Origin of the sequence: Halorussus salinisoli, assembly GCA_005239435.1 — an archaeon.
Classification (GTDB): Archaea; Halobacteriota; Halobacteria; order Halobacteriales; family Haladaptataceae; genus Halorussus; species Halorussus salinisoli.
This window is the reverse complement of the sequence record ML241305.1, coordinates 61912-82171: the sequence shown is the minus strand read 5'-3', so window position 1 is coordinate 82171 and position 20260 is coordinate 61912. Positions and strand designations below refer to the sequence as shown.

23 protein-coding genes are annotated in these 20260 nt (G+C 62.7%); 11 read left to right on the top strand and 12 right to left on the bottom strand.

Annotation, left to right across the window (positions count from 1 at the left end; translation table 11 throughout):
* Positions 1-11 precede the first annotated feature (11 nt).
* A complete protein-coding gene (locus E2484_RS00490; protein ID WP_137283273.1) occupies positions 12-743 on the bottom strand; it encodes a hypothetical protein in 732 nt (243 codons plus the stop codon).
* Positions 744-994: 251 nt separating this feature from the next.
* Here E2484_RS00490 and E2484_RS00485 point away from each other — a divergent pair, with 251 nt between their 5' ends.
* The 3 genes from E2484_RS00485 to rpl12p are packed head-to-tail and all read left to right on the top strand — an operon-like array spanning position 995 to position 3047.
* Complete coding sequence (locus E2484_RS00485; protein WP_137283272.1) at positions 995-1633, top strand: 50S ribosomal protein L1; 639 nt, start codon at positions 995-997, stop codon at positions 1631-1633.
* Between the two features lies 1 nt (position 1634).
* Positions 1635-2678: a 50S ribosomal protein L10 gene (locus E2484_RS00480; protein WP_137283271.1), complete on the top strand. Its 1044-nt coding sequence runs from the start codon at positions 1635-1637 to the stop codon at positions 2676-2678.
* A gap of 24 nt (positions 2679-2702) precedes the next feature.
* The gene (gene rpl12p / locus E2484_RS00475) at positions 2703-3047 is read left to right on the top strand and encodes a 50S ribosomal protein P1 (RefSeq protein ID WP_137283270.1); all 345 of its coding nucleotides are present in this window, start codon (positions 2703-2705) and stop codon (positions 3045-3047) included.
* A 169-nt stretch (positions 3048-3216) separates the two neighbouring features.
* Here rpl12p and E2484_RS00470 read toward each other — a convergent pair whose 3' ends face one another.
* Positions 3217-3894 (bottom strand): PepSY domain-containing protein, encoded by a 678-nt coding sequence (locus E2484_RS00470; protein ID WP_170977191.1) that lies wholly within the window; start codon positions 3892-3894, stop codon positions 3217-3219.
* Between the two features lie 210 nt (positions 3895-4104).
* Here E2484_RS00470 and E2484_RS00465 point away from each other — a divergent pair, with 210 nt between their 5' ends.
* Entirely contained in the window at positions 4105-5346 is a 1242-nt protein-coding gene (locus E2484_RS00465) for a tripartite tricarboxylate transporter permease (protein WP_137283268.1), read from the top strand.
* On the opposite strand, the gene E2484_RS00460 is transcribed toward E2484_RS00465, so the two are convergent.
* From E2484_RS00460 to E2484_RS00435, 6 genes are all read right to left on the bottom strand, one after another.
* On the bottom strand, positions 5317-5856 hold the full coding sequence (locus tag E2484_RS00460) for an SRPBCC family protein (RefSeq protein ID WP_137283267.1): 540 nt from the start codon (positions 5854-5856) through the stop codon (positions 5317-5319). The two genes, E2484_RS00465 and E2484_RS00460, sit on opposite strands and share 30 nt — an antisense overlap.
* A 96-nt stretch (positions 5857-5952) precedes the next feature.
* Complete coding sequence (locus E2484_RS00455) at positions 5953-6144, bottom strand: hypothetical protein (protein ID WP_137283266.1); 192 nt, start codon at positions 6142-6144, stop codon at positions 5953-5955.
* Positions 6141-7268, bottom strand: coding sequence for an ABC transporter ATP-binding protein (locus E2484_RS00450; RefSeq protein ID WP_137283265.1), 1128 nt, complete (start codon positions 7266-7268; stop codon positions 6141-6143). Before E2484_RS00450 ends, E2484_RS00455 begins: the two co-directional genes overlap by 4 nt.
* A 33-nt stretch (positions 7269-7301) precedes the next feature.
* The gene (locus E2484_RS00445; protein ID WP_137283264.1) at positions 7302-8222 is read right to left on the bottom strand and encodes a carbohydrate ABC transporter permease; all 921 of its coding nucleotides are present in this window, start codon (positions 8220-8222) and stop codon (positions 7302-7304) included.
* The gene (locus tag E2484_RS00440; RefSeq protein WP_137283263.1) at positions 8219-9145 is read right to left on the bottom strand and encodes a carbohydrate ABC transporter permease; all 927 of its coding nucleotides are present in this window, start codon (positions 9143-9145) and stop codon (positions 8219-8221) included. Before E2484_RS00440 ends, E2484_RS00445 begins: the two co-directional genes overlap by 4 nt.
* A gap of 36 nt (positions 9146-9181) precedes the next feature.
* A complete protein-coding gene (locus E2484_RS00435; RefSeq protein ID WP_321111222.1) occupies positions 9182-10438 on the bottom strand; it encodes a substrate-binding domain-containing protein in 1257 nt (418 codons plus the stop codon).
* Between the two features lie 203 nt (positions 10439-10641).
* On the opposite strand from E2484_RS00435, the gene E2484_RS00430 reads away from it, so the two are divergent.
* Complete coding sequence (locus E2484_RS00430) at positions 10642-11799, top strand: pyridoxal phosphate-dependent aminotransferase (RefSeq protein WP_137283261.1); 1158 nt, start codon at positions 10642-10644, stop codon at positions 11797-11799.
* Positions 11800-12100: 301 nt separating this feature from the next.
* Here the strand turns inward: E2484_RS00430 and moaA are convergent, their stop codons facing one another.
* Both moaA and E2484_RS00420 read right to left on the bottom strand, forming a co-directional pair.
* Positions 12101-13090 (bottom strand): GTP 3',8-cyclase MoaA, encoded by a 990-nt coding sequence (gene moaA / locus E2484_RS00425; RefSeq protein ID WP_137283260.1) that lies wholly within the window; start codon positions 13088-13090, stop codon positions 12101-12103.
* 76 nt (positions 13091-13166) lie between these two features.
* Positions 13167-13415 (bottom strand): TRAM domain-containing protein, encoded by a 249-nt coding sequence (locus E2484_RS00420; RefSeq protein WP_137283259.1) that lies wholly within the window; start codon positions 13413-13415, stop codon positions 13167-13169.
* A 153-nt stretch (positions 13416-13568) separates the two neighbouring features.
* On the opposite strand from E2484_RS00420, the gene E2484_RS00415 reads away from it, so the two are divergent.
* Entirely contained in the window at positions 13569-14603 is a 1035-nt protein-coding gene (locus E2484_RS00415) for an Mrp/NBP35 family ATP-binding protein (protein ID WP_137283258.1), read from the top strand.
* A 3-nt stretch (positions 14604-14606) separates the two neighbouring features.
* Entirely contained in the window at positions 14607-14819 is a 213-nt protein-coding gene (locus E2484_RS00410; protein WP_137283257.1) for a hypothetical protein, read from the top strand.
* Between the two features lie 163 nt (positions 14820-14982).
* Here E2484_RS00410 and E2484_RS00405 read toward each other — a convergent pair whose 3' ends face one another.
* Positions 14983-15777, bottom strand: coding sequence for a hypothetical protein (locus E2484_RS00405; RefSeq protein WP_137283256.1), 795 nt, complete (start codon positions 15775-15777; stop codon positions 14983-14985).
* Positions 15778-15950: 173 nt separating this feature from the next.
* Here E2484_RS00405 and E2484_RS00400 point away from each other — a divergent pair, with 173 nt between their 5' ends.
* Entirely contained in the window at positions 15951-17849 is a 1899-nt protein-coding gene (locus tag E2484_RS00400) for a 2-oxoacid:acceptor oxidoreductase subunit alpha (protein WP_137283255.1), read from the top strand.
* A gap of 2 nt (positions 17850-17851) precedes the next feature.
* The gene (locus E2484_RS00395; RefSeq protein ID WP_137283254.1) at positions 17852-18787 is read left to right on the top strand and encodes a thiamine pyrophosphate-dependent enzyme; all 936 of its coding nucleotides are present in this window, start codon (positions 17852-17854) and stop codon (positions 18785-18787) included.
* Between the two features lie 56 nt (positions 18788-18843).
* Here E2484_RS00395 and E2484_RS00390 read toward each other — a convergent pair whose 3' ends face one another.
* Complete coding sequence (locus tag E2484_RS00390) at positions 18844-19083, bottom strand: hypothetical protein (RefSeq protein WP_137283253.1); 240 nt, start codon at positions 19081-19083, stop codon at positions 18844-18846.
* A 210-nt stretch (positions 19084-19293) separates the two neighbouring features.
* On the opposite strand from E2484_RS00390, the gene lrpA1 reads away from it, so the two are divergent.
* Both lrpA1 and E2484_RS00380 read left to right on the top strand, forming a co-directional pair.
* Positions 19294-19722, top strand: coding sequence for an HTH-type transcriptional regulator LrpA1 (lrpA1, locus tag E2484_RS00385; RefSeq protein ID WP_137283252.1), 429 nt, complete (start codon positions 19294-19296; stop codon positions 19720-19722).
* 194 nt (positions 19723-19916) lie between these two features.
* Positions 19917-20225 (top strand): hypothetical protein, encoded by a 309-nt coding sequence (locus E2484_RS00380; protein WP_137283251.1) that lies wholly within the window; start codon positions 19917-19919, stop codon positions 20223-20225.
* Positions 20226-20260: the final 35 nt, after the last annotated feature.

The window sequence follows — 20260 nt, the reverse complement described above, 5'->3', positions numbered from 1 at the left end:
GCGCGCACCGGCTACGTAAAAATCAGAATTGCCGCGTAGGCCGCGGCCCCGCCGCCGAACGCCCAGAAGCTGCTCTGGCGCTCCTCGGGCAGTTCTTCCTTGACCGCGTTGAGGACTATGCCGCCCGCGAGGAAGGCGAACAACGCCGACACCGCCGTCTCGGTTATCGTGGTCGCTACTCCGACGGCGGTTCCCGTGACGACTCCCCCTGCGAGGAGCCACCGGCCCACGTCGTCGTAGGCGTCGTGGTGATGCTCCCGGAGACCGTGGTCGTTGGCCACGAAGTGGAGCGCCATCGCCACGACGAACAACGTGAGACTCGACAGTCCGCTCTCTTCGCGGTGGACGAGCAGGTAGCCGACCAGTGCGTTGTACGCCGTGAACGAACCGACGTGGAGCCAGAAGACGCCCGAGGTGGTCTCGGTCCTCGCGCGGCCGACCGACTCGGGACTCCGAGACTGGCGGACGAAGCGTTCGAGTCCGTAGAAGACCGTGAACCCGACCAGCGCGAGGAGGTAGACGTGGTGCTCGACGAACCCGATAGCACCGGACTCGAAGGTGTGCTGGCGCTCCTGGAGTTCCGGCAAGACGTGAACGAACACGTACGCTACCGACACCCCGCCCGCGCCCGAGAGCCAGTAACTCCGCGGAAACGCGCGGAGTCGGAGTTGCCCCGCGAACAGGTGGACGGTTACGAGGACGAGCGCGAAGGCGACTGCCCGGGAGACGACTGTTTCGGCCACGACGATGGTTGGGTATCGCCGGTCTACCTACCTTACGGCCGTTCGCTCCGTGGCTCGCGGTCCCGCGTTCGCCATTGCTTCGACGGGTTTAAGTTGCGGATGACCTTTCGTTCGGAACGAGACAGGCGTTTACTGTCCACTGTCGTTCGGTCGCGGATTCGCCGTGTTGGCGACCCGCGACGACGGCGACGACAGACAGTAACCTGTTTCACTGACCCGTAGGAGCGTCCTGCGTACTACGGAGGTGAACAATGGCAGATCAGGAGATAGAGCAAGCAGTCTCTCGCGCACTCGAGGATGCACCTGAGCGGAACTTCCGCGAAACGGTGGACCTCGCGATCAACCTGCGCGACCTAGATTTGAACGAACCGTCGAACCGCGTAGACGAAAGTATCGTTCTCCCGTCCGGGACCGGACAGGAGACGAAGATCGTCGTGTTCGCGGAGGGCGAAACCGCCCTTCGCGCCGAAGACGTTGCCGACGAAGTCTTCGATGGAGACGACCTCGAAGACCTCGGCGACGACGACGACGAAGCCAAGGACCTCGCCGACGAGACCGACTTCTTCATCGCCGAGGCGTCGCTGATGCAAGATATCGGTCGCTACCTCGGTACCATCCTCGGCCCGCGAGGGAAGATGCCGGAACCGCTTCAGCCAGACGACGACGTCGTCGAAGTCGTCAACCGGATGAAAAACACGGTCCAGCTTCGGAGCGGCGACCGACGCACCTTCCACACTCGCGTCGGTGCTGAGGACATGGGCGCGGAGGAGATCGCCGACAACATCGACGTGATTCTCCGCCGACTCCACTCCGACCTGGAGAAAGGTCCGCTCAACATCGACAACGTCTACGTCAAGACGACGATGGGACCGGCCGTGGAGGTGGCCTAAGATGTCAGCCGAAGCAGAACGAAAGACCGAGACCATCCCGGAGTGGAAGAAAGAAGAGGTCGAGGAAATCGCCGACCTCATCGAAGGCTACAGCAGCGTCGGCATCGTCAACGTGGCGGGCATCCCGTCGCGCCAGCTTCAGACGATGCGTCGCAACCTTCACGGGAGCGCCGAACTCCGCATCAGCCGGAATACGCTCGTCGAGCGCGCCCTCGACCAAGTGGACGAGGGCGTCGAAGAGCTGAAGCAGTACGTGGCCGGCGAAATCGGTCTCATCGGTACGAACGACAACCCCTTCGGGCTGTTCCAACAGCTCGAAGCGTCGAAGAGCCCGGCCCCCATCGGCGCGGGCGAAGTCGCACCTAACGACATCGTCATCCCCGAGGGTGACACTGGAGTCGACCCCGGCCCGTTCGTGGGCGAACTCCAGAGCATCGGTGCCGCGGCCCGCATCATGGAAGGGTCCATCCACGTCACCGAGGACAGCGTCGTCGCCGAGGAAGGCGAGGAAGTCGACGAAGACGTGGCCAACGTCCTCGCGGAACTCGGCATGGAGCCGAAGGAAGTGGGACTGGACCTTCAGGGCGTCTACTCCGACGGCGTACTCTTCGAGGCCGACGAACTGGCCATCGACATCGACGAGTACCGCGCGGACGTCGAGGCCGCCGCGGCCCGCGCCCGCAACCTCTCGGTCAACGCGGTCTACCCGACCGCCCAGACCACGCCGACGCTCGTCCAGAAGGCCGAAGGCGAGGCCAAGAGCCTCGGCCTGCAAGCCGAAATCGAGAGCCCGGACGTCGTGCCGGACCTCGTGAGCAAGGCCGACGGACAGCTTCGCGCGCTCGCTGCACAGATCGACGACGAGGAGGCCCTCCCCGAGGAGCTTTCCGACGTAGAGGCTCCCGCCGAAGGTGCCGCCTCCGAAGACGAATCGACCGACGAAGACACCGAATCCGACGCCGACGCCGAGGACGAAGCCGAAGCCGACGAAGACGACGATGACGACGACGAGAGCGGCGACGCACTCGGCGCGATGTTCGGATAACCAACTCCCCCAAAACTACTACCCATGGAATACGTTTACGCTGCACTCATCCTGAACGAATCGGGCGAAGAGATCAACGAAGACAACCTCACCAACGTGCTCGACGCTGCCGGCGTCGACGTCGAGGAATCCCGCGTCAAGGCGCTCGTCGCCGCGCTGGAGGACGTCGACATCGACGACGCCGTCGAGCAGGCCGCGGCCGTGCCCGCCGGCGGTGCCGCCGCAGGCGGCGCTGCCGCAGAGGGCGGTGCCGAGGAAGAGGCCGCCGAAGAGGAGGAGGCCGCCGAAGAGGAAGAGGCCGCCGACGAAGACGACGACGACGAGGACGAAGAGGCCAGCGGCGAGGGCCTCGGCGAACTCTTCGGTTAAACTCGACGCTCCAGAACTCGATTTTTCTTTCGCGTACTAACCGGCCAGCAACGGCTGTGACGCTCGATTTCGTTCCCGGAACTGGGCAAACAGTTCCCTGTCCTACCATAAGTTGCGAGAGTATCTACGAACGGAGGCGAGTTCCGACTATGCTTGCTACTGCGAGCAGTCACTCGCTGCCACCGTCTCCGTCACCATCACCGCCGTCACCTGCTCCGCCGTTGTCGCCTCCATCTCCACCTTCGATAACGCCCTCTCCGTCTCTCATGGCGTCGACGACGACGGTAACTTCGTCACCCTCGGCTTGCTCTATCTGGACCTCGTAGACGAGCATGTCCTCGTTTTGCTCGCTGAGACTGACCGACGTGACCGTCCCGTTCGCGTCCGTCGCGTTCTGTGCGAGTTCGACCGCTTCGGTGGCATTGTACAGCGCGCTCAGGTTGATCGGTCTGTCCGGCACGTCATCTTCTCCGAAGATGCCTTCGAGGAACCCCGTGCTCTCTTCTTCCCTATTTACGACCGACCCGTTCGTGGCGTTGACGGCTACTGCGATGTGCGTTCCGTTGGCCAGCAGCACGTCGACGGTGTACACGTTTTCGTCGTCACCGACGTCGAGGAGGCCACCAGACCGCCCCAGTTCGGCTCCGACGACGGTCCCGTTCGGATCTTCAGTCTCGTTTTGCGCTGCCGCCATCGCTTCGGTTATCGGAATCCGCTCGCTCTGTTGTTCCGTCTCGTTGTCCTCACCGTCCTGCAGACCTGTCCGGTCGGCGTAATCCGCGGGTGCATCGCTGGCAGTCGTTGCCGCGACGCTGAAGGCCCCACCGCCGACGACACTGAATAGCATCACTCCTCCGAGTACTACCGCGAGTGTTTTTTGTCGATCCATGATTCCCATCCTCAATCACCCATCAGTACGGAAATGTCAAAAGCCATTGTGGCCGAGTGAGACGTTTTTCCGCCTCTTTTCGGCCGATTCGATTCCGGAAACCGGTAGCTGATGTCCGTCGGTCCCCGCACGAACGTTTAAATCCGAGGACGGGACGAAAGTGCCCCGATGGAGGCGCTGGGCGTCCGACTCGCGTTCGGTCCTGTCGCGTCAGCCACGGCGCTGGCGTTCGTCCTCGGCGGAATTGCGCTCGGAACCCTGAGCGGACTCACGCCCGGCCTCCACGTCAACAATCTCGCGCTCCTGCTTGCGTCGGTCGCGCCCGCGGTGCCCGGCCCGCCGCGGTTCGTCGGCGCGGCGATGCTCGCGGCCGGGGTGGTCCACTCGTTCCTCGACGCTGTGCCCGCCCTCGCTCTCGGCGTACCCGACGCCGCGATGGCCGCCACCGCCCTGCCGGGTCATCGACTCGTCATCGCCGGACGAGGCCGGGAGGCGGTCCGACTCTCGGCGCTCGGGAGCGGGTTGGCCGTCGCGTTCGCGGTCCCGCTGGCGGTTCCCGTCACGCGCGGGATGACGGTCGCCTACCCGGTCGTGCGCGCCCACCTCCCGGTCGTCCTCGGCGTCGTGGTCGCCGTCCTCCTGCTCACGGAGCGGTCGCTCCGTGCGGTCTCGGGCGGCGTAGCGGCCTTCGCCGGGAGCGCGACCCTCGGCTACGCGACCCTCGACCTCGCTCCCGCCGCGCCGCTCGACGCTGGCGGGATGCTCACGCCGTTGTTCGCGGGCCTGTTCGGCGCGCCGGTCCTGCTGGAGGCGCTGTCGGGGTCGGGCGTCCCGGAGCAGGACGACGCTACCGTGGCAGTCTCCCGGCGAAGCGTCACCGTCACGGCGCTGGCCGGGAGCGTGGCCGGCGCGGTCGTCGGCTACCTGCCCGGCGTCTCGGCCGCCGTCGCGGCGGTGCTGGCGCTCGCGCTCGTCCCCGATTCGACCGAGGCCCGCGGTTTCGTGGTGGCGACCAGCGGCGTCAACACCGCGAATACGATTTTCGCGCTCTTCGCACTCGCCGCGCTCGGCACGCCGCGGACCGGCGTTATGGTCGCGCTCCGAGAGGCGAACGCGCCCGTGGACCTCCCGCTCCTGCTCGCCACCGCCGGAGTCGCTGGCATCGCGGGCTTTCTGCTCGTCCTCGGAGTCGGCGACCGATACCTCCGTGCGGTCGGGACGCTCGATCAGTTCCGACTCTCCACGAGCGTTCTCGTCCTGCTGGCCGGGGTGAGTTGGCTGTTCGTGGGATGGGTCGGCGTCGCGGTCTTCGCGGTTGCGACGCTCGTCGGTCTCGTCCCTGCCCAGTTCGGTGCCCGGCGCGACCACCTGATGGGGGTGTTACTCGGACCGCTGATGGTCGGTGCGTGAGCGGTCGCCCGACTTCGAGCGCGCTCCGTCTCCTTCCAGAATCCGCTTGGTCCGACGATGACGGTTCCGAAACATCGGCTCGAACCCTATCCACCCGAGCGGACCGAGTAGGTCGCCGACGACCGGGAGTTCGTACTCCACCCGGTCCCGGACGAGGGTCTCGTCGTCGGCGACGGCGTAGAAGGAGTGGCTGTGGTGCCACTCGGGAAACGGACCGTCCTCCATCACGTCCTCGAAGACCGCCGTGCCGTCGCCCTCGTCTCGACGGGTGATGCGCGAGGTCCACCGCTGGCGGGGACCGACGCCGAACGGCCGCATCGACATCCGAACCGTCGTTCCGGTCTCCAGCACCCCGTCGTCGCGCGCGCTCCCGTCCGGCCCGCGGACGCCCTCGACCCGGAGGTTCATCCAGTCCGGCGTGAGCGCCTCCAGACCGTCGATTCGAGAGTGGAACGCCCACACCTCGTCGAGCGGCGCACCGACGCGGACCTCCCGCTGGTAGATAGCCATCTGTCGGACGTTGGGGCTCTAGCAACCCAATCCTTGCGGTCGGGAGGACCGCTGAGTCGCTTCGGTCGCCGGAGCGCGCGAGACCAACGTCGCCGGTCACTCGCGGGTCAGAAGGACGAACGCGCTGGTCAGTATCGCACCGACCCCGACCGCGATGGCGGTGGCGTACGCCCCACGGAGGTAGCCGACGAGTGCGACGGTGGCGAGCGCGACGGCGAGGACGAGCAGTGGCGACGCTGCCGAGCGAAGTCGCCGTCCGAGTCCGCCGCGTCTCGAACTCGACGTCATCGCTCCGTCGCCACCGGGTCGGCCGCGTCGGACTCGGGTTCGGAGAAGGTCAGCGACTCGCCGGTCGCGGGGTCGAAGTAGTGGAGTTTCGACCGGTCGAACGCCACCCGAATCTCCTCGCCGACGCTCACGTCCACGTCCGGTTCGACCGAGGCGTTCAGCGAGCGGTCGTCGCCGACCGTGAGTTCGAGGACGGTCTTCTCGCCCTGTGGCTCGACCACTTCGACCGTCGCGGGGTAGCCTCGCTGGGCGACCGAAATGTTCTCGGGCCGGACGCCGAGTAAGAGCGACTCCCCGACGTGGCTCTGGACCGTGGACCGGTGGGCGTCGGGAATCTCGTGTTCGAAGGTCCCGTAGTCGATGACGAGTCCGGCGTCGCCCTGTCGGAGGTCGCCTTCGAGGAAGTTCATCGAGGGACTGCCGAGGAAGTCCGCGACGAACGTGTTCCGCGGGTTGGCGTAGACGAAGGTGGGTTCGCCGACCTGCTGAATCTTGCCGGCGTCCATCACCGCTATCTGGTCGGCCAGCGTCATCGCCTCTATCTGGTCGTGGGTGACGTAGACCGTGGTGGTGTCGAGTTCGTCGTGGAGTTTGTTGAGTTCGGCCCGCATCTGGACCCGGAGCTTCGCGTCGAGGTTCGAGAGGGGTTCGTCCATCAGGAACACGTCGGGGTCCCTGACGATGGCCCGACCGAGCGCGACTCGCTGTTGCTGGCCGCCAGAGAGTTCCGACGGTTTCCGGTCGAGCAACTCACCGATCTGGAGGAGCTGCGCCGCCTCTGCCACGCGTTCCTCGATGACCTCCTCGTCGGTCCCCTGCTGTTCGAGACCGAATCGCATGTTCTCTTCGACCGTCTTGTGGGGGTAGAGCGCGTAGTTCTGGAACACCATCGCGATGTCTCGCTCGTACGCACGCCTGTCGTTGACGACCTCCCCGCCGATCTCGATGGTGCCGTCGGTCGCGCGTTCGAGTCCCGCGACGAGTCGCAGCGTGGTGGTCTTTCCACACCCCGACGGTCCGACGAGGACCGTGAAGCTCTCGTCGGGAATGTCGAGCGTCACGTCGTCTACCGCCCGTACGTCTTCGAACTCCTTGACCAGTTGATCGAGTAGTACTTCAGCCATGGGCGTCACCTCTCGGTTCGTATCCGTGTTCGCTCATTCTTTGACAGCTCCTTGGGTCAGTCCGCTGACGATGTACCGCTGGAAGAACAGGCCGAACATGATTCCCGGCAGGGCCGCAATCATCCCGCCCGCGGCCAGATGCGCCCAGTCCACGAAGTCGTCGGCGACGAACAGCGAGACGGCGATGGGGAGCGTCTGGGCCTGCTCGGACGACGTGAGCACGAGCGCGAAGACGAACTCGTTCCACGAGAAGATGAACGCCAGAATCGCCGTCGCGGCGATGCCGGGCTTCGCGACGGGGAGGATGATTTTCACGAACCCCTCCCACGTCGAACAGCCGTCCACTTGGGCCTGCTCGTCCAGACTCCGGGGGACCCCGTCGAAGTAGTTCTTCATTATCCACACCGCGAACGGCAGGTTGAAGAACGTGTACGTCAAGATCAGCGCGATTTTGGTGTCGTAGAGACTCCCGGTCAGGCCGCCGATTAGCGGCGGGTTCGACATGATCTGGAAGAACGGGACGATGAGCGCGATGGGCGGAATCATCCGCGCCCCGACGATGGAGAGGAGCAGCGCCTTGTTCCCGAGGAAGTCGTACCGACTGAACGTGTACCCCGAGACGGTGCCGAGCGAGACGACGATGACGGTCGTGACGCTCGCCACCACGAGGCTGTTGAAGGTGTACAGCTCGAACGGTCGGTTGGCGAAGATCTCCACGTAGTTCGATATCGTCGGTTCGGCCGGCAGGAACGTCACTGGAAGGTTCACCACCGCCGAGGACGGTTTCAGGCTCGTGATGAAGATGTAGTAGATGGGGAACCACACGACAAACACGTAGAGACCGAGCAGGCCGTAGGCGACCAGACGCTCCCGAACCACGCTCGGCCACTCGTTGTCGGTGTCGAGCCCGAAACTGTCCTGCAGTCGGTCCAGATAGGATGTTTTCGTACTCATGTTTCGTACGGCGACCCTCCGAAGACGCTGTAGAGGACCGCGACGATAGCGAACGTCGTCGCGAGCAGAACGACGCCGAGCGCCGCGCCTTCACCGGGATTGTTGAACACCATCGCCGTTCGATACAGCCAGGAGGCCCAGACCTCGGTCTCCTTGCCGGGGCCGCCCTGGGTCATGACCCAGACGAGGTCGAGCGCGCGGATGTCGAAGATGATGCGGATGGTCAGCGCGACCAGAATCGAGGGTTTCAGAAACGGATACGTGACGTTCCAGAAGCGCGACCACCGACTCGCACCGTCGACCTCCGCCGCGTCGTAGAGCTGTTCGGGCACGTTCTGGAGGCCCGCGAGCAGGATGATGATGATGAACGGCGTGAACACCCACACGTCCGCGACGATGAGCGCCATCATCGCCAGCGTTCCGTCCGACAGGAACGCGATGCGGTCGGCGATGAGACCGAGACGTGTCAGGATGGCGTTGACGGCACCGTACTGGGTCTGGAACATCCAGCGCCACATCAACCCGCTCATCACGTACGGCAGAATCCACGGCACGATGACCGCGGTCCGCAGCCACCCGCGTCCCTTCAGGTCCTTGCTCAGCAGGAGGGCGATGCCGAGTCCCAGCAGGAACGAGATAGTCACGCTGAACCCCACGTAGACGATGGTGTTCCAGGTGAAGTTGACGAAGTCGGGACTGAACGTCCCGAGCAGTCCGTCGCCGAACAGCAACTGCTCGAAGTTCTGGAGGCCGACGAACCGCCGTTGGCCCGTGATGGGGTCGGCGAAGAACAGACTCGACCAGAACAGTTGGAGCGTCGGATAGACGATGATAGCGGCTATCCAGAGCAATGTCGGCCCGAGCGTGAGCGGGACGAACAACCTATCTAACAACCGCCTGAACCGTTTCGTTGACGCTGGCACGGGTCGAAATCACCTCGAAAGGGAAGTTCTCGGCTGTTACAGGATGCCGAGGTTCTCGTAGAGCGACGTGACCTCCTCTTGAGCCTGCTGGAGCGCCTCCTGGGGCTCTTTCTCCCCGAGGAGCGCCGGCGTAATCTGGTTCGACAGCATGTCGTCGACCTGCGGTTGCGCGCGATAGATCTCGCTCTTCGCGTTCTGCAGGTTGTACTTGTTCACGTCGAGCCACTTGCTGGGATACTTCTCGCGAATCTCGGAGTCCTCGTACACTTCGGGGACCGCCGCGGGGTTGCCCTCCACGAGCATGTCCGTCTTGCACGACTCGGTGGTGCTCATGAACCTCGCGAACTGCTTTGCGGCCTCCTTGTTCTGTGAGAACGCCGAGACGCTGACCCCGTTCGTGTCCTGGAAGGTCGCGTCGGACTCGGAACCCTCCGGCGGGCGGGCGACGCCGAGTCGTTCGGCCCCCCAGCCGTCCTCGCCCAGTGCTCGCGCTCCGAGCGGAGTCCACGACTCCACCGTCGCGAACTGTCCGCCGATGAACGCGTCGCCGACGCCGCCCTCGCCCATGCTCTGGAGTCCCTGCGGGATGACTCCGCGCTCTCTGAGCGGATTGATCAAGTCCTGGAAGACGCTGACGGCGGCGTCGCTGGTGAACTGCGGTTCGTTGTTTTCGTTGAACAGTTGGCCGCCGGCCTGGTAGAGGAACTGTTTGAACGTGAATACGTCCTTGTTCGCCCACGTGAAGCCGAACCCGGACTTGTCGTCGCTGCTCAACTGCTCGCCGACTTCGATGACCTCGTCCCACGTACTCGGCGGCGAGTCGACCCCCTGATCGCTCAGGTACTGCGCGTCGTACACGTACGCCCCCCACTTGCCAATTTGCGGGGCCATGTACGTCTGGCCGTCGAACGTGACGAGGTTCCGGAGGCTATCTGGGAACTTGCCCATGTGGTCGTCGCCGAGGTCGAGTGGTTCGACCCAGTCGGCGGCGACGAAGTCTCCCAGCCACCACGTCGGCCCGTTGAACGCGTCGGCCTCACTGCTCTGGTTGCGCCACTGCGTGATGAGCGTGGTCTTGAGGTTCTGCCACGGCACCTCGTTGACGTTGACCGTGATTCCCGTCTCGTCCTCGAAACGGCTGATGTTCTCCTCGGTTCCGGGGTCGAACTCCAGACTCCCGGCGTTGAAGAAGGTGATCGAATTGTTCTGAGCCAGTGCGGAGCCGCTCCCCAGTACACCGGCAACACCCGTTGCTCCAGTCGCTTTCAAGAACCGTCTTCGTGTCTGTTTCATGGATTCCCCCAAATCCCACACCCCGCTACAATCCCCTCGTTTTTAACTCTCTTGGTCAAAGTTAACAGGGAACACGTAATATTATCGGTCGTCCAGACCCACGACATTATTATAATTTTAATTAATGACTTACAATTCGACGGCCGGCAAATACTGACTGTCACATCGAAGCTTTATATGCGTAGTACCGTTCTCCACTGCACATGGTTTCGGAGCGCGCGACCCGGACGACCCCGTTCGCCGCGATGGACGTGCTGGAACGGGCCAATCGCATGGACGACGTTGTACACCTCGAAGTGGGCGAACCCGACTTCGAGACGCCAGCGGCAGTCACCGACGCGGCAGTCGCAGCGCTCCGGGCGGGCGAGACGGGGTACACCTCCTCGAAGGGGAAACCCGAACTTCGACGCGCGATCGCCGACTACTACGACCGGCGGTACGGTGTGGACGTGGCCCCCGAGCGCATCGTCGTGACTTCCGGGTCGTCGCCCGCGCTCTTGCTGGCGTTCTCGGCGCTGGTTGACCCCGGCGACGAGGTGGTGCTGACCGACCCCTACTACGCCTGCTACCCCAACTTCGTCCGTCAGACCGGCGGCCGGATTTCGACGGTGGGTCTGTCGGCCGACGAGGGATTCCGTCCGCGCGTGAGCGAGTTCGCGCGCACGGTGAACCGGAATACGGAGGCGCTGTTACTCAACTCGCCCGCGAACCCGACCGGTGCGGTGCTGGAGGGTTCGACGCTCCGAGAACTCGTGGCGCTGGCCGACGAGGCCGACGCGACGGTGATCTCCGACGAGGTGTACCACGGCCTGACCTACGAGGGCGACGACCACACCGTGCTGGAGTACACCGACGACGCCTTCGTGATAGACGGCTTCTCGAAGCGGTTCTCGATGACGGGGTGGCGACTCGGGTGGATGGTCGCGCCGCCGGAGTACGTCGGCCACGTCAACCGCATCGCCCAGAACACGCTCATCTGTGCGCCCAACTTCGTCCAGTCGGGCGGCACCGCGGCGCTCGAATCCGGCGACGACTTCCTCGCGGAGGTACGGGACACGTACCGCGAGCGCCGGGACTTCCTCGTGAGCGAAGTCGAGGACTGGGGCCTGAGCATGGGGTACACGCCCGGCGGTGCGTACTACCTGCTCGTGGACGTGAGCGACCTTCCGGGTGACGCCTTCGACGCCGCGGACTTCTTCCTCGAAGAGGCGGGCGTGGCGATGACGCCCGGTCCGGACTTCGGGTCGAACGCAGAGGAGTGTCTCCGGGTGTCCTACGCCAACAGCGCCGAGCGACTGACCGAGGCCTCCGAGCGCATCCAGCGCGCGCTGGAGAGCGTCGAGATTTCGGCGGCGGACTGAGACGATTCGCAGGCGGGTTCGGACAGGTTCTTATTTCTCAGACGCTCTCAGATATTTCTCAAGAGATTATTATCGTTTCCCTCCCGCGTGTTGACGGGGTCGTCGGGAGCGGCGCAGTCGTCGGGAACGGCGTGGTCGTCGGGAGTACGCTCCCGACGAGCGAAACGAAGAAGATTCGGCAGGTGCGGTGCGTCCTTCCGGTGCGGCCGACTGTTCGGCGACCGCAGGTACGACCGCCGAGGGAGTACGAGGCCCGTGGTCGGAGTGCGGGAGTGTCCGGTTCTCGGTACCCGTAGGAGGGTCAGGCTTCGACGTTGCCGACGTACTCGTCGTTGATTTCCCACTCGCCGTCGTCGCCCTGCACCATGTACTCGCCGTAGTAGGGCACGCGGTTCGCAACGGTCTCGCGGAACGTCTCTCGAATCTCGTCTCTGGTCATCTCGCCCATCGACCGGAGGTCGTCGTTGCGATTCAGACACCCTTTCAGGTATCCTTCGTGCGTGACGCGCACGCGGTGGCAGTTCGCGCAGAACCGCGGATTCTCGACCGGGTCCACGATTTCGACCATTCCGCTGGACTCGTCCGACGCGGTTCCGCCCACCCAGTACCGCCGTCTGTCGTGCATCTCGCGAGTCTCCACCTCGTCTGCGATGTCGGCGAGCCAGTCGTGGACGCGCTGGATGTCGATGTTCCACTCGGGTTTGCCGGTCAACTCGGGCATGTACTGGATGAGTTGGAGTTGAAGCCCGACGTTCTCGGCGACGTGTTCGACCATCTCCTCGACGTAGCCGGCCGTGTGCTCGAACACGACCATGTTCAGTTTGACGGGGGTGAGTCCGGCGTCCACGGCTGCGTGGACTCCCTCGATGACCTTGTCGTAGGCTCCGCTCTGAGTGACCTCCGCGAACGCCTCGGGGTCGAGCGCGTCCTGCGAGACGTTCACCCGCTCCAGTCCGGCCTCCACGAGGTCGGGGGCCCGGCCGGGCAGGAAGGTCCCGTTGGTCGTGAGCGACACCTCCATCTCGTCGGGCGTTCGCCGGATAATCTCCTCCAGGTCCTGCCGGAGCATCGGCTCACCGCCCGTGAACTTGACCTTCTCCACGTCGAACTCTCGGGCGACCTCCAGAAAGCGGACGACTTCGTCGGCGGTCATCTCGTCGTCTTGGGGGTCCATCGGACCGCGCGTGTCGCCCAAACCCTCGTTGTGGCAGTAGACGCAGTCGAAGTTACATCGGTCGGTGAGCGAGACCCGAACGCCAGAGACCTCGCGTCCGAAATCGTCCTCCAACATCACTTCTGGAGGTTTCACATGCGCGTCCTTAAATTCGCCGTCGAAACCCCGCTTTGCGTAACTGAATTTGGTTACGTTATTCGCCGGAGTCGCGCCTCTCGTCGGAGCGTTGCTCGTCTTCTTCCTCGTCCACGACCGACGCCGTGGCGTGGCTCCCACCGACCTCCTCGATTTCGATGTCCACGCGTTCGCCGAGTTCCGTGTCCGGTACGAACACGACGAACGATTCGATGCGGGCGATACCGTCGCCTTCGCTACCGAGGTCCTCGATTTCGACTGAGTATCGCTCTCCGGATTCGATCGGGGCAGTCTCGCGGTCTGCCATGGCGCCGTCCACGACCTACTGTCGGTTAAGTAATCGGTGCGTGACCGGGAGGATGGACGCAACCGAAGGGACGAAGCCGACCGAGAGGACGAACGCGGCCGAACCGACTCATAGTTGACAAGGCTTATCGACTCGTCCGACCGTACTATCGATATGGACGAATCAGAGGTACGTGATCTGCTCCGCGAGGTCGAGGACCCCGACCTCGGCGACGACATCGTCTCGCTGAACCTCGTCAACGACGTGTCGGTCGAGGGCGACACCGCTAACGTCTCGCTCGCGCTCGGCGCGCCCTACTCGCCGCACGAGACCCAGATAGCCAATCGCGTTCGAGAAGTGCTCTCCGACCACGGCATCGAAGCCGAGCTCTCGGCCCGCGTGGACGACTCCGTGTCGGCCGACGAGCAAGTCCTCCCGAACGTCAAGAACATCATCGCCGTCGCCTCCGGCAAGGGCGGCGTCGGCAAGTCCACCGTCGCAGTCAACATCGCGGCGGGCCTCTCGCAGATGGGTGCGCGCGTCGGCCTGTTCGACGCCGACGTGTACGGCCCGAACGTCCCCCGGATGGTGGACGCCGAGGAGGTACCGAAGGCCACCGAGGACGAGACGATGATCCCGCCCGAACAGTTCGGCGTGAAACTCATGAGCATGGCTTTCCTCGTCGGCGAGGACGACCCCGTCATCTGGCGCGGTCCGATGGTCCACAAGGTCCTCACCCAACTGTGGGAAGACGTCGAGTGGGGCCATCTCGACTACATGGTCGTGGACCTCCCGCCGGGAACCGGCGACGCCCAACTCACGCTCCTTCAGAGCGTGCCGGTCACGGGCGCGGTCATCGTCACGACGCCCCAAGAGGTCGCCATCGACGACGCCCGAAAGGGACTTCGGATGTTCGGCAAGCACGACACCCCTGTCCTCGGTATCGCCGAGAACATGGCCACGTTCGTGTGCCCCGACTGCGGCGGCGAACACGACATCTTCGGCCGCGGCGGCGGTGCGCGATTCGCCGAGGCGAACGAGATGCCGTTCCTCGGGTCCATCCCCATCGACCCGTCGGTCCGGACCGGCGGCGACGAGGGGAAGCCGATCGTCCTCGACGAGGACAGCGACACGGGCGACGCGTTCCGCGTGCTGACCGAGAACGTCGCCAACAACGTCGGTGTTATCAAGCGCCGCCAGCAACGCTGAACCATGTCGCACGACCAAGGCTCATACGGACCCGACGTGGAGCGCGCCAAGACGCTTCGAGAGATCGCCGAAGATATTCGCGGGGAGTCCTCCGAGAGCAAGATGGTCGCCGCGATTCTCTACCGCATCAGCGACCTCTACGACCCCGACGAGGAGACCTCGCCGCGCGACATCTACGTCAACATGCGGGAGATAATCCGGACCAAGGAGTCGTAGAAACTTTCAGCGGAACTTGCGGAACCCGAACAGTCCAAGCAGAATCCCGGCGCAGAGATGCGCGATTGGGATTCCAGCGAATTCGTGCCCGCCGCTGAGTTTCGTCCCGGGATCCGGGGCGTAGCTGTCGTTTTGGTACTAGTTTTGTCGGATAACCACTTGTTCAGAGTACAGAGCCTAATAGCAACAGCATTAGGAGAAAGCCGAGTGCTGTTGATGATGTAAGGCCCGTCACCTCACTATAATCATCTACATAGCCGTAAGTCCAATAGAGGTACCGAGAAGTATCAATTATAAATCGGATAGCGAGCAAAGCACTAGATGCAACTATGACAGACTCATAAATAGGAAGTGATAATAAAATAAGAGGACTGTGAAAGAGTAAAATTATTAGTAGTATTGGAAAAAGCAAGAAGAGAGAAGTTATCTGTTGTTTCCTACTTACTTTTCCCTCTTTTACATCCTCAGAAACATCAGACACCCATAGAAATAGAGGCCGGAGATAGCTATTTTCTGTCTGGTTCTTAAACACTTCTCTCCACCTACCCAGGTATTCTCTTAGTAGAGATTCGTCAAATAATGCGATTGCCAAATGAAGAACAAGACTCATGATCGCGATTATAAATATCGGGTTGGTTGGTAAGGTAAAAAAGTCTTTCAACCAGCTAGAAAGGAGTATGAACTGGTAAAAAAGACAAATTCCAAACAAGAAAATACTCCACCGGGTTGTCCAGTTCACCACCGTCGTTTCGCGAGAATTTGGAGCTAAGTAAGCAGTAGTACGTATTAGCAATAGAATGGCAAGAAATACGGATGACAGTTGGAATACCAGATAGTACGAAGATGGTATTGAAAAACCCCAGACTGTCAAAGATATAACTGTAAATAAAACAGCTTCAGACCCAAGAAGTGCAGAGCCACCACTCTCTTGGCTGAGATTTTCCATTTGCTGAGTCATTATTAAGAACGTATAAGAAACCGCCGATAATAAATCTCTTCAAAAAATCATTCGGAGAAACTTGCCCTTACCGCCAAACCCTCACGAAAGATGCTTGCTAATCAATAGCAAAGGCTTTACTGATTCCCCGGTCTATCTTCAGACACTGGGCCTAACGGCCGTGAGCTACAAATATGACGGATGACGAACTCATCTGGCGAATCGCAGGCGGTTCCGGCGACGGAATCGACTCGACGAGCCAGAACTTCGCCAAGGCGCTGATGCGCTCGGGCCTGAACGTATTCACGCACCGACACTACCCGTCGCGTATCCGCGGCGGCCACACGTACGTGGAGATCCGAGCGAAAGACGAACCGGTAAAGTCGCGGGGAGACAACTACAACTTCCTGCTGGCGCTGGGCGACAGTTTCGCCCGGAACCCGCAGGAAGAGGCCTACTACGGCAACGAGGAGATAAAGCCGTTGTCGGAGAACTTAGACGAGCTTCGGGAGGGCGGCGTCATCGTCTACGACTCCGGCCTGCTAGACGCTAGCGAAATCGAGAACTTCGACGAGCGTGCCGAGGAGAACGACTGGCACGTCTACGACCTCGACCTGCGAGGACTCGCCAAGGAACACGGCCGGGAGGTCATGCGTAACACCGCAGGCGTCGGTGCGACCGCGGCGCTCCTCGACATGGACCTCGAACACATCGAGGGCCTGATGGAGGACGCGATGAGCGGCGACGTGCTGGAGGCGAACCTCCAGATCCTCGAAGAGGCCTACGAGTCGGTCAACGAGGACTACGAACACACCCACGACCTGCGAGCCCCGAGTGGGACGCAGGACGAGGAGCAGGTTCTCGTCTCCGGGTCCCACGGCATCGCCTACGGTGCCTTGGACGAGGGCTGTCGGTTCATCTCGGGGTATCCGATGACCCCGTGGACCGACGTGTACACTATCATGACCCAGCATCTGCCGGACATGGGCGGCATCTCCGAGCAGGTCGAGGACGAAATCGCCGCAGCGTCGCTGGCAATCGGTGCGAGCCACGCTGGCGCGAAGGCGATGTCCGGGTCGTCCGGTGGCGGGTTCGCGCTGATGTCCGAACCGCTCGGACTGGCCGAGATTACCGAGACGCCCATCGTCCTCGTAGAGGCGATGCGCGCCGGTCCCTCGACCGGGATGCCGACCAAGCCCGAACAGGGCGACCTCGAACACGTCTTGTACACGAGTCAAGGCGACTCGAACCGCGTGGTGTTCGCGCCGGGCGACCCCGCGGAGTGTTACGAGCAGACCCGCAAGGCCTTCGAAATCGCCTACGAGTACCAGATTCCGGCCATCGTCCTCTACGATCAGAAGCTGTCTGGTGGCCACCAGACGGTTCCCGAGGTCCACTTCGACGAGGAGCCGAACCCGGACATCGGGAGCGTCGTGACCGAGAAGGACCTCGAAGAGGCCGTGCAGGAAGCCGGTCGATTCAAGCGGTACATGTACGACGACGAGGGAGAGCGCGGCGGCGTCAGCCCGCGCTCTATTCCCGGCCAGAAGGGCGGAAACTTCCTCGCCTCCGGTAACGAGCACAACGAAGTCGGGCACATCAGCGAGGACCCGAACAACCGCGTGCTCCAGATGAACCGCCGGATGTCGAAACTCGACTCGATCCGGGAGGAACTCGACGAGAACGCCGACCACCAGCCCGTCTACGGTCCGGAAGACGCCGAGTACGGCATCCTCAGCTTCGGTTCGACCAAAGGCGTCATCGAGGAGGCCGTCGACCAGTTGAACGACGACGGCCACTCGGTCAAGGCGATGAACGTCAGCGACATCATGCCGTTCCCGAAGGACGAGGTGACGGCATTCCTGGAGAGCGTGGACGAGTCGCTCGTCGTGGAGATGAACGCGTCGGCGCAGTTCCGCCGTCACATCCAAGGGCAGCTCGGTCGCTTCGGCGAGAAACTGTACAGTTTGCTCAAGTACGACGGCAACCCCTTCGAGCCGGCGGAGGTCGTCTCCGGCTTCGAGAGTCGCATCGGCGGGGACGCCGACCTGAGCCAGTACAACGTCCGCATCGAATCTGCAACGGGTGATTAATCATGAGTGCATTCAACGCAATCGGTGAAGAACGCGAGATAGACAGAGACGAGTTCACCCCCGAAATCGAACCCCAGGCGACGTGGTGTCCGGGCTGTGGCGACTTCGGCGTCCTGAAGGCGCTGAAACAGGCCATGCCCGAAGTCGGGCGCAACCCCGAGGAGACCCTGCTAGTGACGGGTATCGGCTGTTCGGGGAAGCTATCGAGCTACTTCCGGAGCTACGGCTTCCACTCCATCCACGGCCGTTCTCTGCCGGTCGCTCGTGCGGCGAAGATGGCCAACCCCGACCTCGAAGTCATCGCGGCGGGCGGTGACGGAGACGGCTACGGCATCGGTGGGAACCACTTCATGCACACCGCCCGCGAGAACCACGACATGACCTACATCGTCTTCGACAACGAAATCTTCGGGCTGACGAAGGGTCAGACTTCCCCGACCAGTCCGAAGGGTCACAAGTCGAAGACCCAGCCCCACGGGAGCGCCAAACAGCCCATCCGACCGCTGTCGCTGGCACTGACCTCCGGTGCGTCCTACATCGCCCGGACCGCGGCGGTCAACCCGAACCAGGCCAAGGAGATCCTCACGGAGGCGATGGAACACGACGGCTTCGCCCACGTGGACTTCCTGACTCAGTGCCCGACGTGGAACAAGGACGCCAAGCAGTACGTCCCGTACATCGACGTGCAGGACAGCGACGACTACGACTTCGACATCACCGACCGCAGCGAAGCGTCGGAGATGATGCAGAAGGCCGAGAACGCCCTCTACGAGGGCGAAGTTCTCACGGGTCGCTTCTACCACGACGAAGACCGGCCGTCCTACCAGCAGGAAAAGCAGGCCACGGGCGACATGCCCGAGGAACCGCTGGCCGAGCGGTACTTCGACGAGGACTACGAGTGGGAGCGTAGCTACGACCTGCTCGACCGCCACAAGTAAACCGAGTTCGTCAACCCCGTCGTTTTCTTTCTATTTTCCGTCCGACAGCTACGGCGTTACTCGTCGGACCCCTGCCTGCTGGGGCCCGTGGGCGCGGCCCTGCTGTCTTCCTCTTCCTCACCGCCGCCCTCTTCTCCACCCTCTTCGCCTCCGCCTTCTTCGCCTCCGCCTTCTTCGCCTCCGCCCTCTTCACCTCCGCCTTCTTCATCCCCGCCGGGTATTCCACACCCGGCGAGAACGGTGGTGACTCCGGCGAGCGAAATCTGTAGGAATCGTCGGCGCGAACGTCGTACCATGCCACCGCGTAGACCGTAGGAATCCGAAAAGACCAGCGGCCGTCCCGCATCGTTCGACGGGTTCCGTTCGTTCGGCGAGCGTAACGAGTCGTTCCCTCGTTTCTCGGTCTGGTTATGCCCGGCCGAACGGCGCGAAACCGGATTCGGTCGGCATTTAGACTCTTTTCCTATTCGCAAGGTATTTTTTCCCGTATCCGAAATACTCTGTCAATGAGTGCCCAGTCAACAGAAGATAGAATTCTATCAGTTCTAGAGGAGGACGCCCAGGCGTCCTACGCCGAGATTGCCGAACGGGCGAACGTCTCGAAGCCCACGGTCCGTAAGTACATCGAAAAGTTAGAAGACGAGGGGGTCATCGTGGGGTATACTGCCGAAATTGACCCGAAGAAGCTCTCTAGCAAGTCTATCGCGCTGGTCGGTGTCGACGTGGCCAGCGAGCAATACGTCGAAGCGACCCGCGACCTCAAGCAACTGGACGAGGTCGAGACCCTCTACTCGTCGTCGGGCGACCACATGCTCATGGCCGAAGTCCGCGCCGCGGACGGCGACGCCGTGGGCGAGGTCATCAGCGAGAAGATTCTGGATATCGACGGCGTGACTGCGGCCCACCCGTCGTTCCTCCAGGAGCGACTGAAGTAGCGGCTCGGGGTGCCCGGGGTTGGCTACGGTCTCCGGTCGTTAGACGAGGGGGTCAGGTCAGTGAAGGACTAGTTACTCGGGCCGAAAGGTTAGACTACGCTCCCGACGACAGCCGACCGAGTCGAGGAGCGAACGGTGGCGACCGAATCGGACTGGCCCGCACGCTTAACCCGGACTCCGGTGAAGGCCGACCTGTGAGTCAGACCGAACTGATCGAGCGTCTCGGAGATGCAGAACAGAACGACCACGTAGAGGTCACTCTCTCGGACGGGACCACCTTCGAGGGGCCTGCAAGCCCCATCGACTACGTGCCCGAGGAGTCGCTCCGGGTCGAAGTCCGGCCCGAGGGCGGAAGCACCGAGCGGTACGAACTCTCGGCGAAGTACGACGACGGGTGGACCGAGTTGACGGTTCGCTACACCAACGCTGCCGACGACGTAGAGGGGTGGGAAGAACTCGGGGAGGTCCGAGAAGTCGAGGTGGGTGGCGACGAAGACGACTGAAATTGGGGAACCGAGTAGTCGGAGGGGGATCCAAA

Coding starts and splice junctions, on each gene's coding strand:
- E2484_RS00410 (WP_137283257.1), top strand. CDS start 14,607: ATGTCGCACGACCAAGGCTCATACGGACCCGACGTGGAGCGCGCCAAG.
- E2484_RS00480 (WP_137283271.1), top strand. CDS start 1,635: ATGTCAGCCGAAGCAGAACGAAAGACCGAGACCATCCCGGAGTGGAAG.
- E2484_RS00465 (WP_137283268.1), top strand. CDS start 4,105: ATGGAGGCGCTGGGCGTCCGACTCGCGTTCGGTCCTGTCGCGTCAGCC.
- rpl12p (WP_137283270.1), top strand. CDS start 2,703: ATGGAATACGTTTACGCTGCACTCATCCTGAACGAATCGGGCGAAGAG.
- E2484_RS00450 (WP_137283265.1), bottom strand. CDS start 7,268: ATGGCTGAAGTACTACTCGATCAACTGGTCAAGGAGTTCGAAGACGTA.
- E2484_RS00415 (WP_137283258.1), top strand. CDS start 13,569: ATGGACGAATCAGAGGTACGTGATCTGCTCCGCGAGGTCGAGGACCCC.
- lrpA1 (WP_137283252.1), top strand. CDS start 19,294: ATGAGTGCCCAGTCAACAGAAGATAGAATTCTATCAGTTCTAGAGGAG.
- moaA (WP_137283260.1), bottom strand. CDS start 13,090: ATGTTGGAGGACGATTTCGGACGCGAGGTCTCTGGCGTTCGGGTCTCG.
- E2484_RS00390 (WP_137283253.1), bottom strand. CDS start 19,083: ATGGTACGACGTTCGCGCCGACGATTCCTACAGATTTCGCTCGCCGGA.
- E2484_RS00455 (WP_137283266.1), bottom strand. CDS start 6,144: ATGACGTCGAGTTCGAGACGCGGCGGACTCGGACGGCGACTTCGCTCG.
- E2484_RS00395 (WP_137283254.1), top strand. CDS start 17,852: ATGAGTGCATTCAACGCAATCGGTGAAGAACGCGAGATAGACAGAGAC.
- E2484_RS00430 (WP_137283261.1), top strand. CDS start 10,642: ATGGTTTCGGAGCGCGCGACCCGGACGACCCCGTTCGCCGCGATGGAC.
- E2484_RS00485 (WP_137283272.1), top strand. CDS start 995: ATGGCAGATCAGGAGATAGAGCAAGCAGTCTCTCGCGCACTCGAGGAT.
- E2484_RS00435 (WP_321111222.1), bottom strand. CDS start 10,438: ATGAAACAGACACGAAGACGGTTCTTGAAAGCGACTGGAGCAACGGGT.
- E2484_RS00460 (WP_137283267.1), bottom strand. CDS start 5,856: ATGGCTATCTACCAGCGGGAGGTCCGCGTCGGTGCGCCGCTCGACGAG.
- E2484_RS00420 (WP_137283259.1), bottom strand. CDS start 13,415: ATGGCAGACCGCGAGACTGCCCCGATCGAATCCGGAGAGCGATACTCA.
- E2484_RS00400 (WP_137283255.1), top strand. CDS start 15,951: ATGACGGATGACGAACTCATCTGGCGAATCGCAGGCGGTTCCGGCGAC.
- E2484_RS00470 (WP_170977191.1), bottom strand. CDS start 3,894: ATGCTATTCAGTGTCGTCGGCGGTGGGGCCTTCAGCGTCGCGGCAACG.
- E2484_RS00405 (WP_137283256.1), bottom strand. CDS start 15,777: ATGACTCAGCAAATGGAAAATCTCAGCCAAGAGAGTGGTGGCTCTGCA.
- E2484_RS00445 (WP_137283264.1), bottom strand. CDS start 8,222: ATGAGTACGAAAACATCCTATCTGGACCGACTGCAGGACAGTTTCGGG.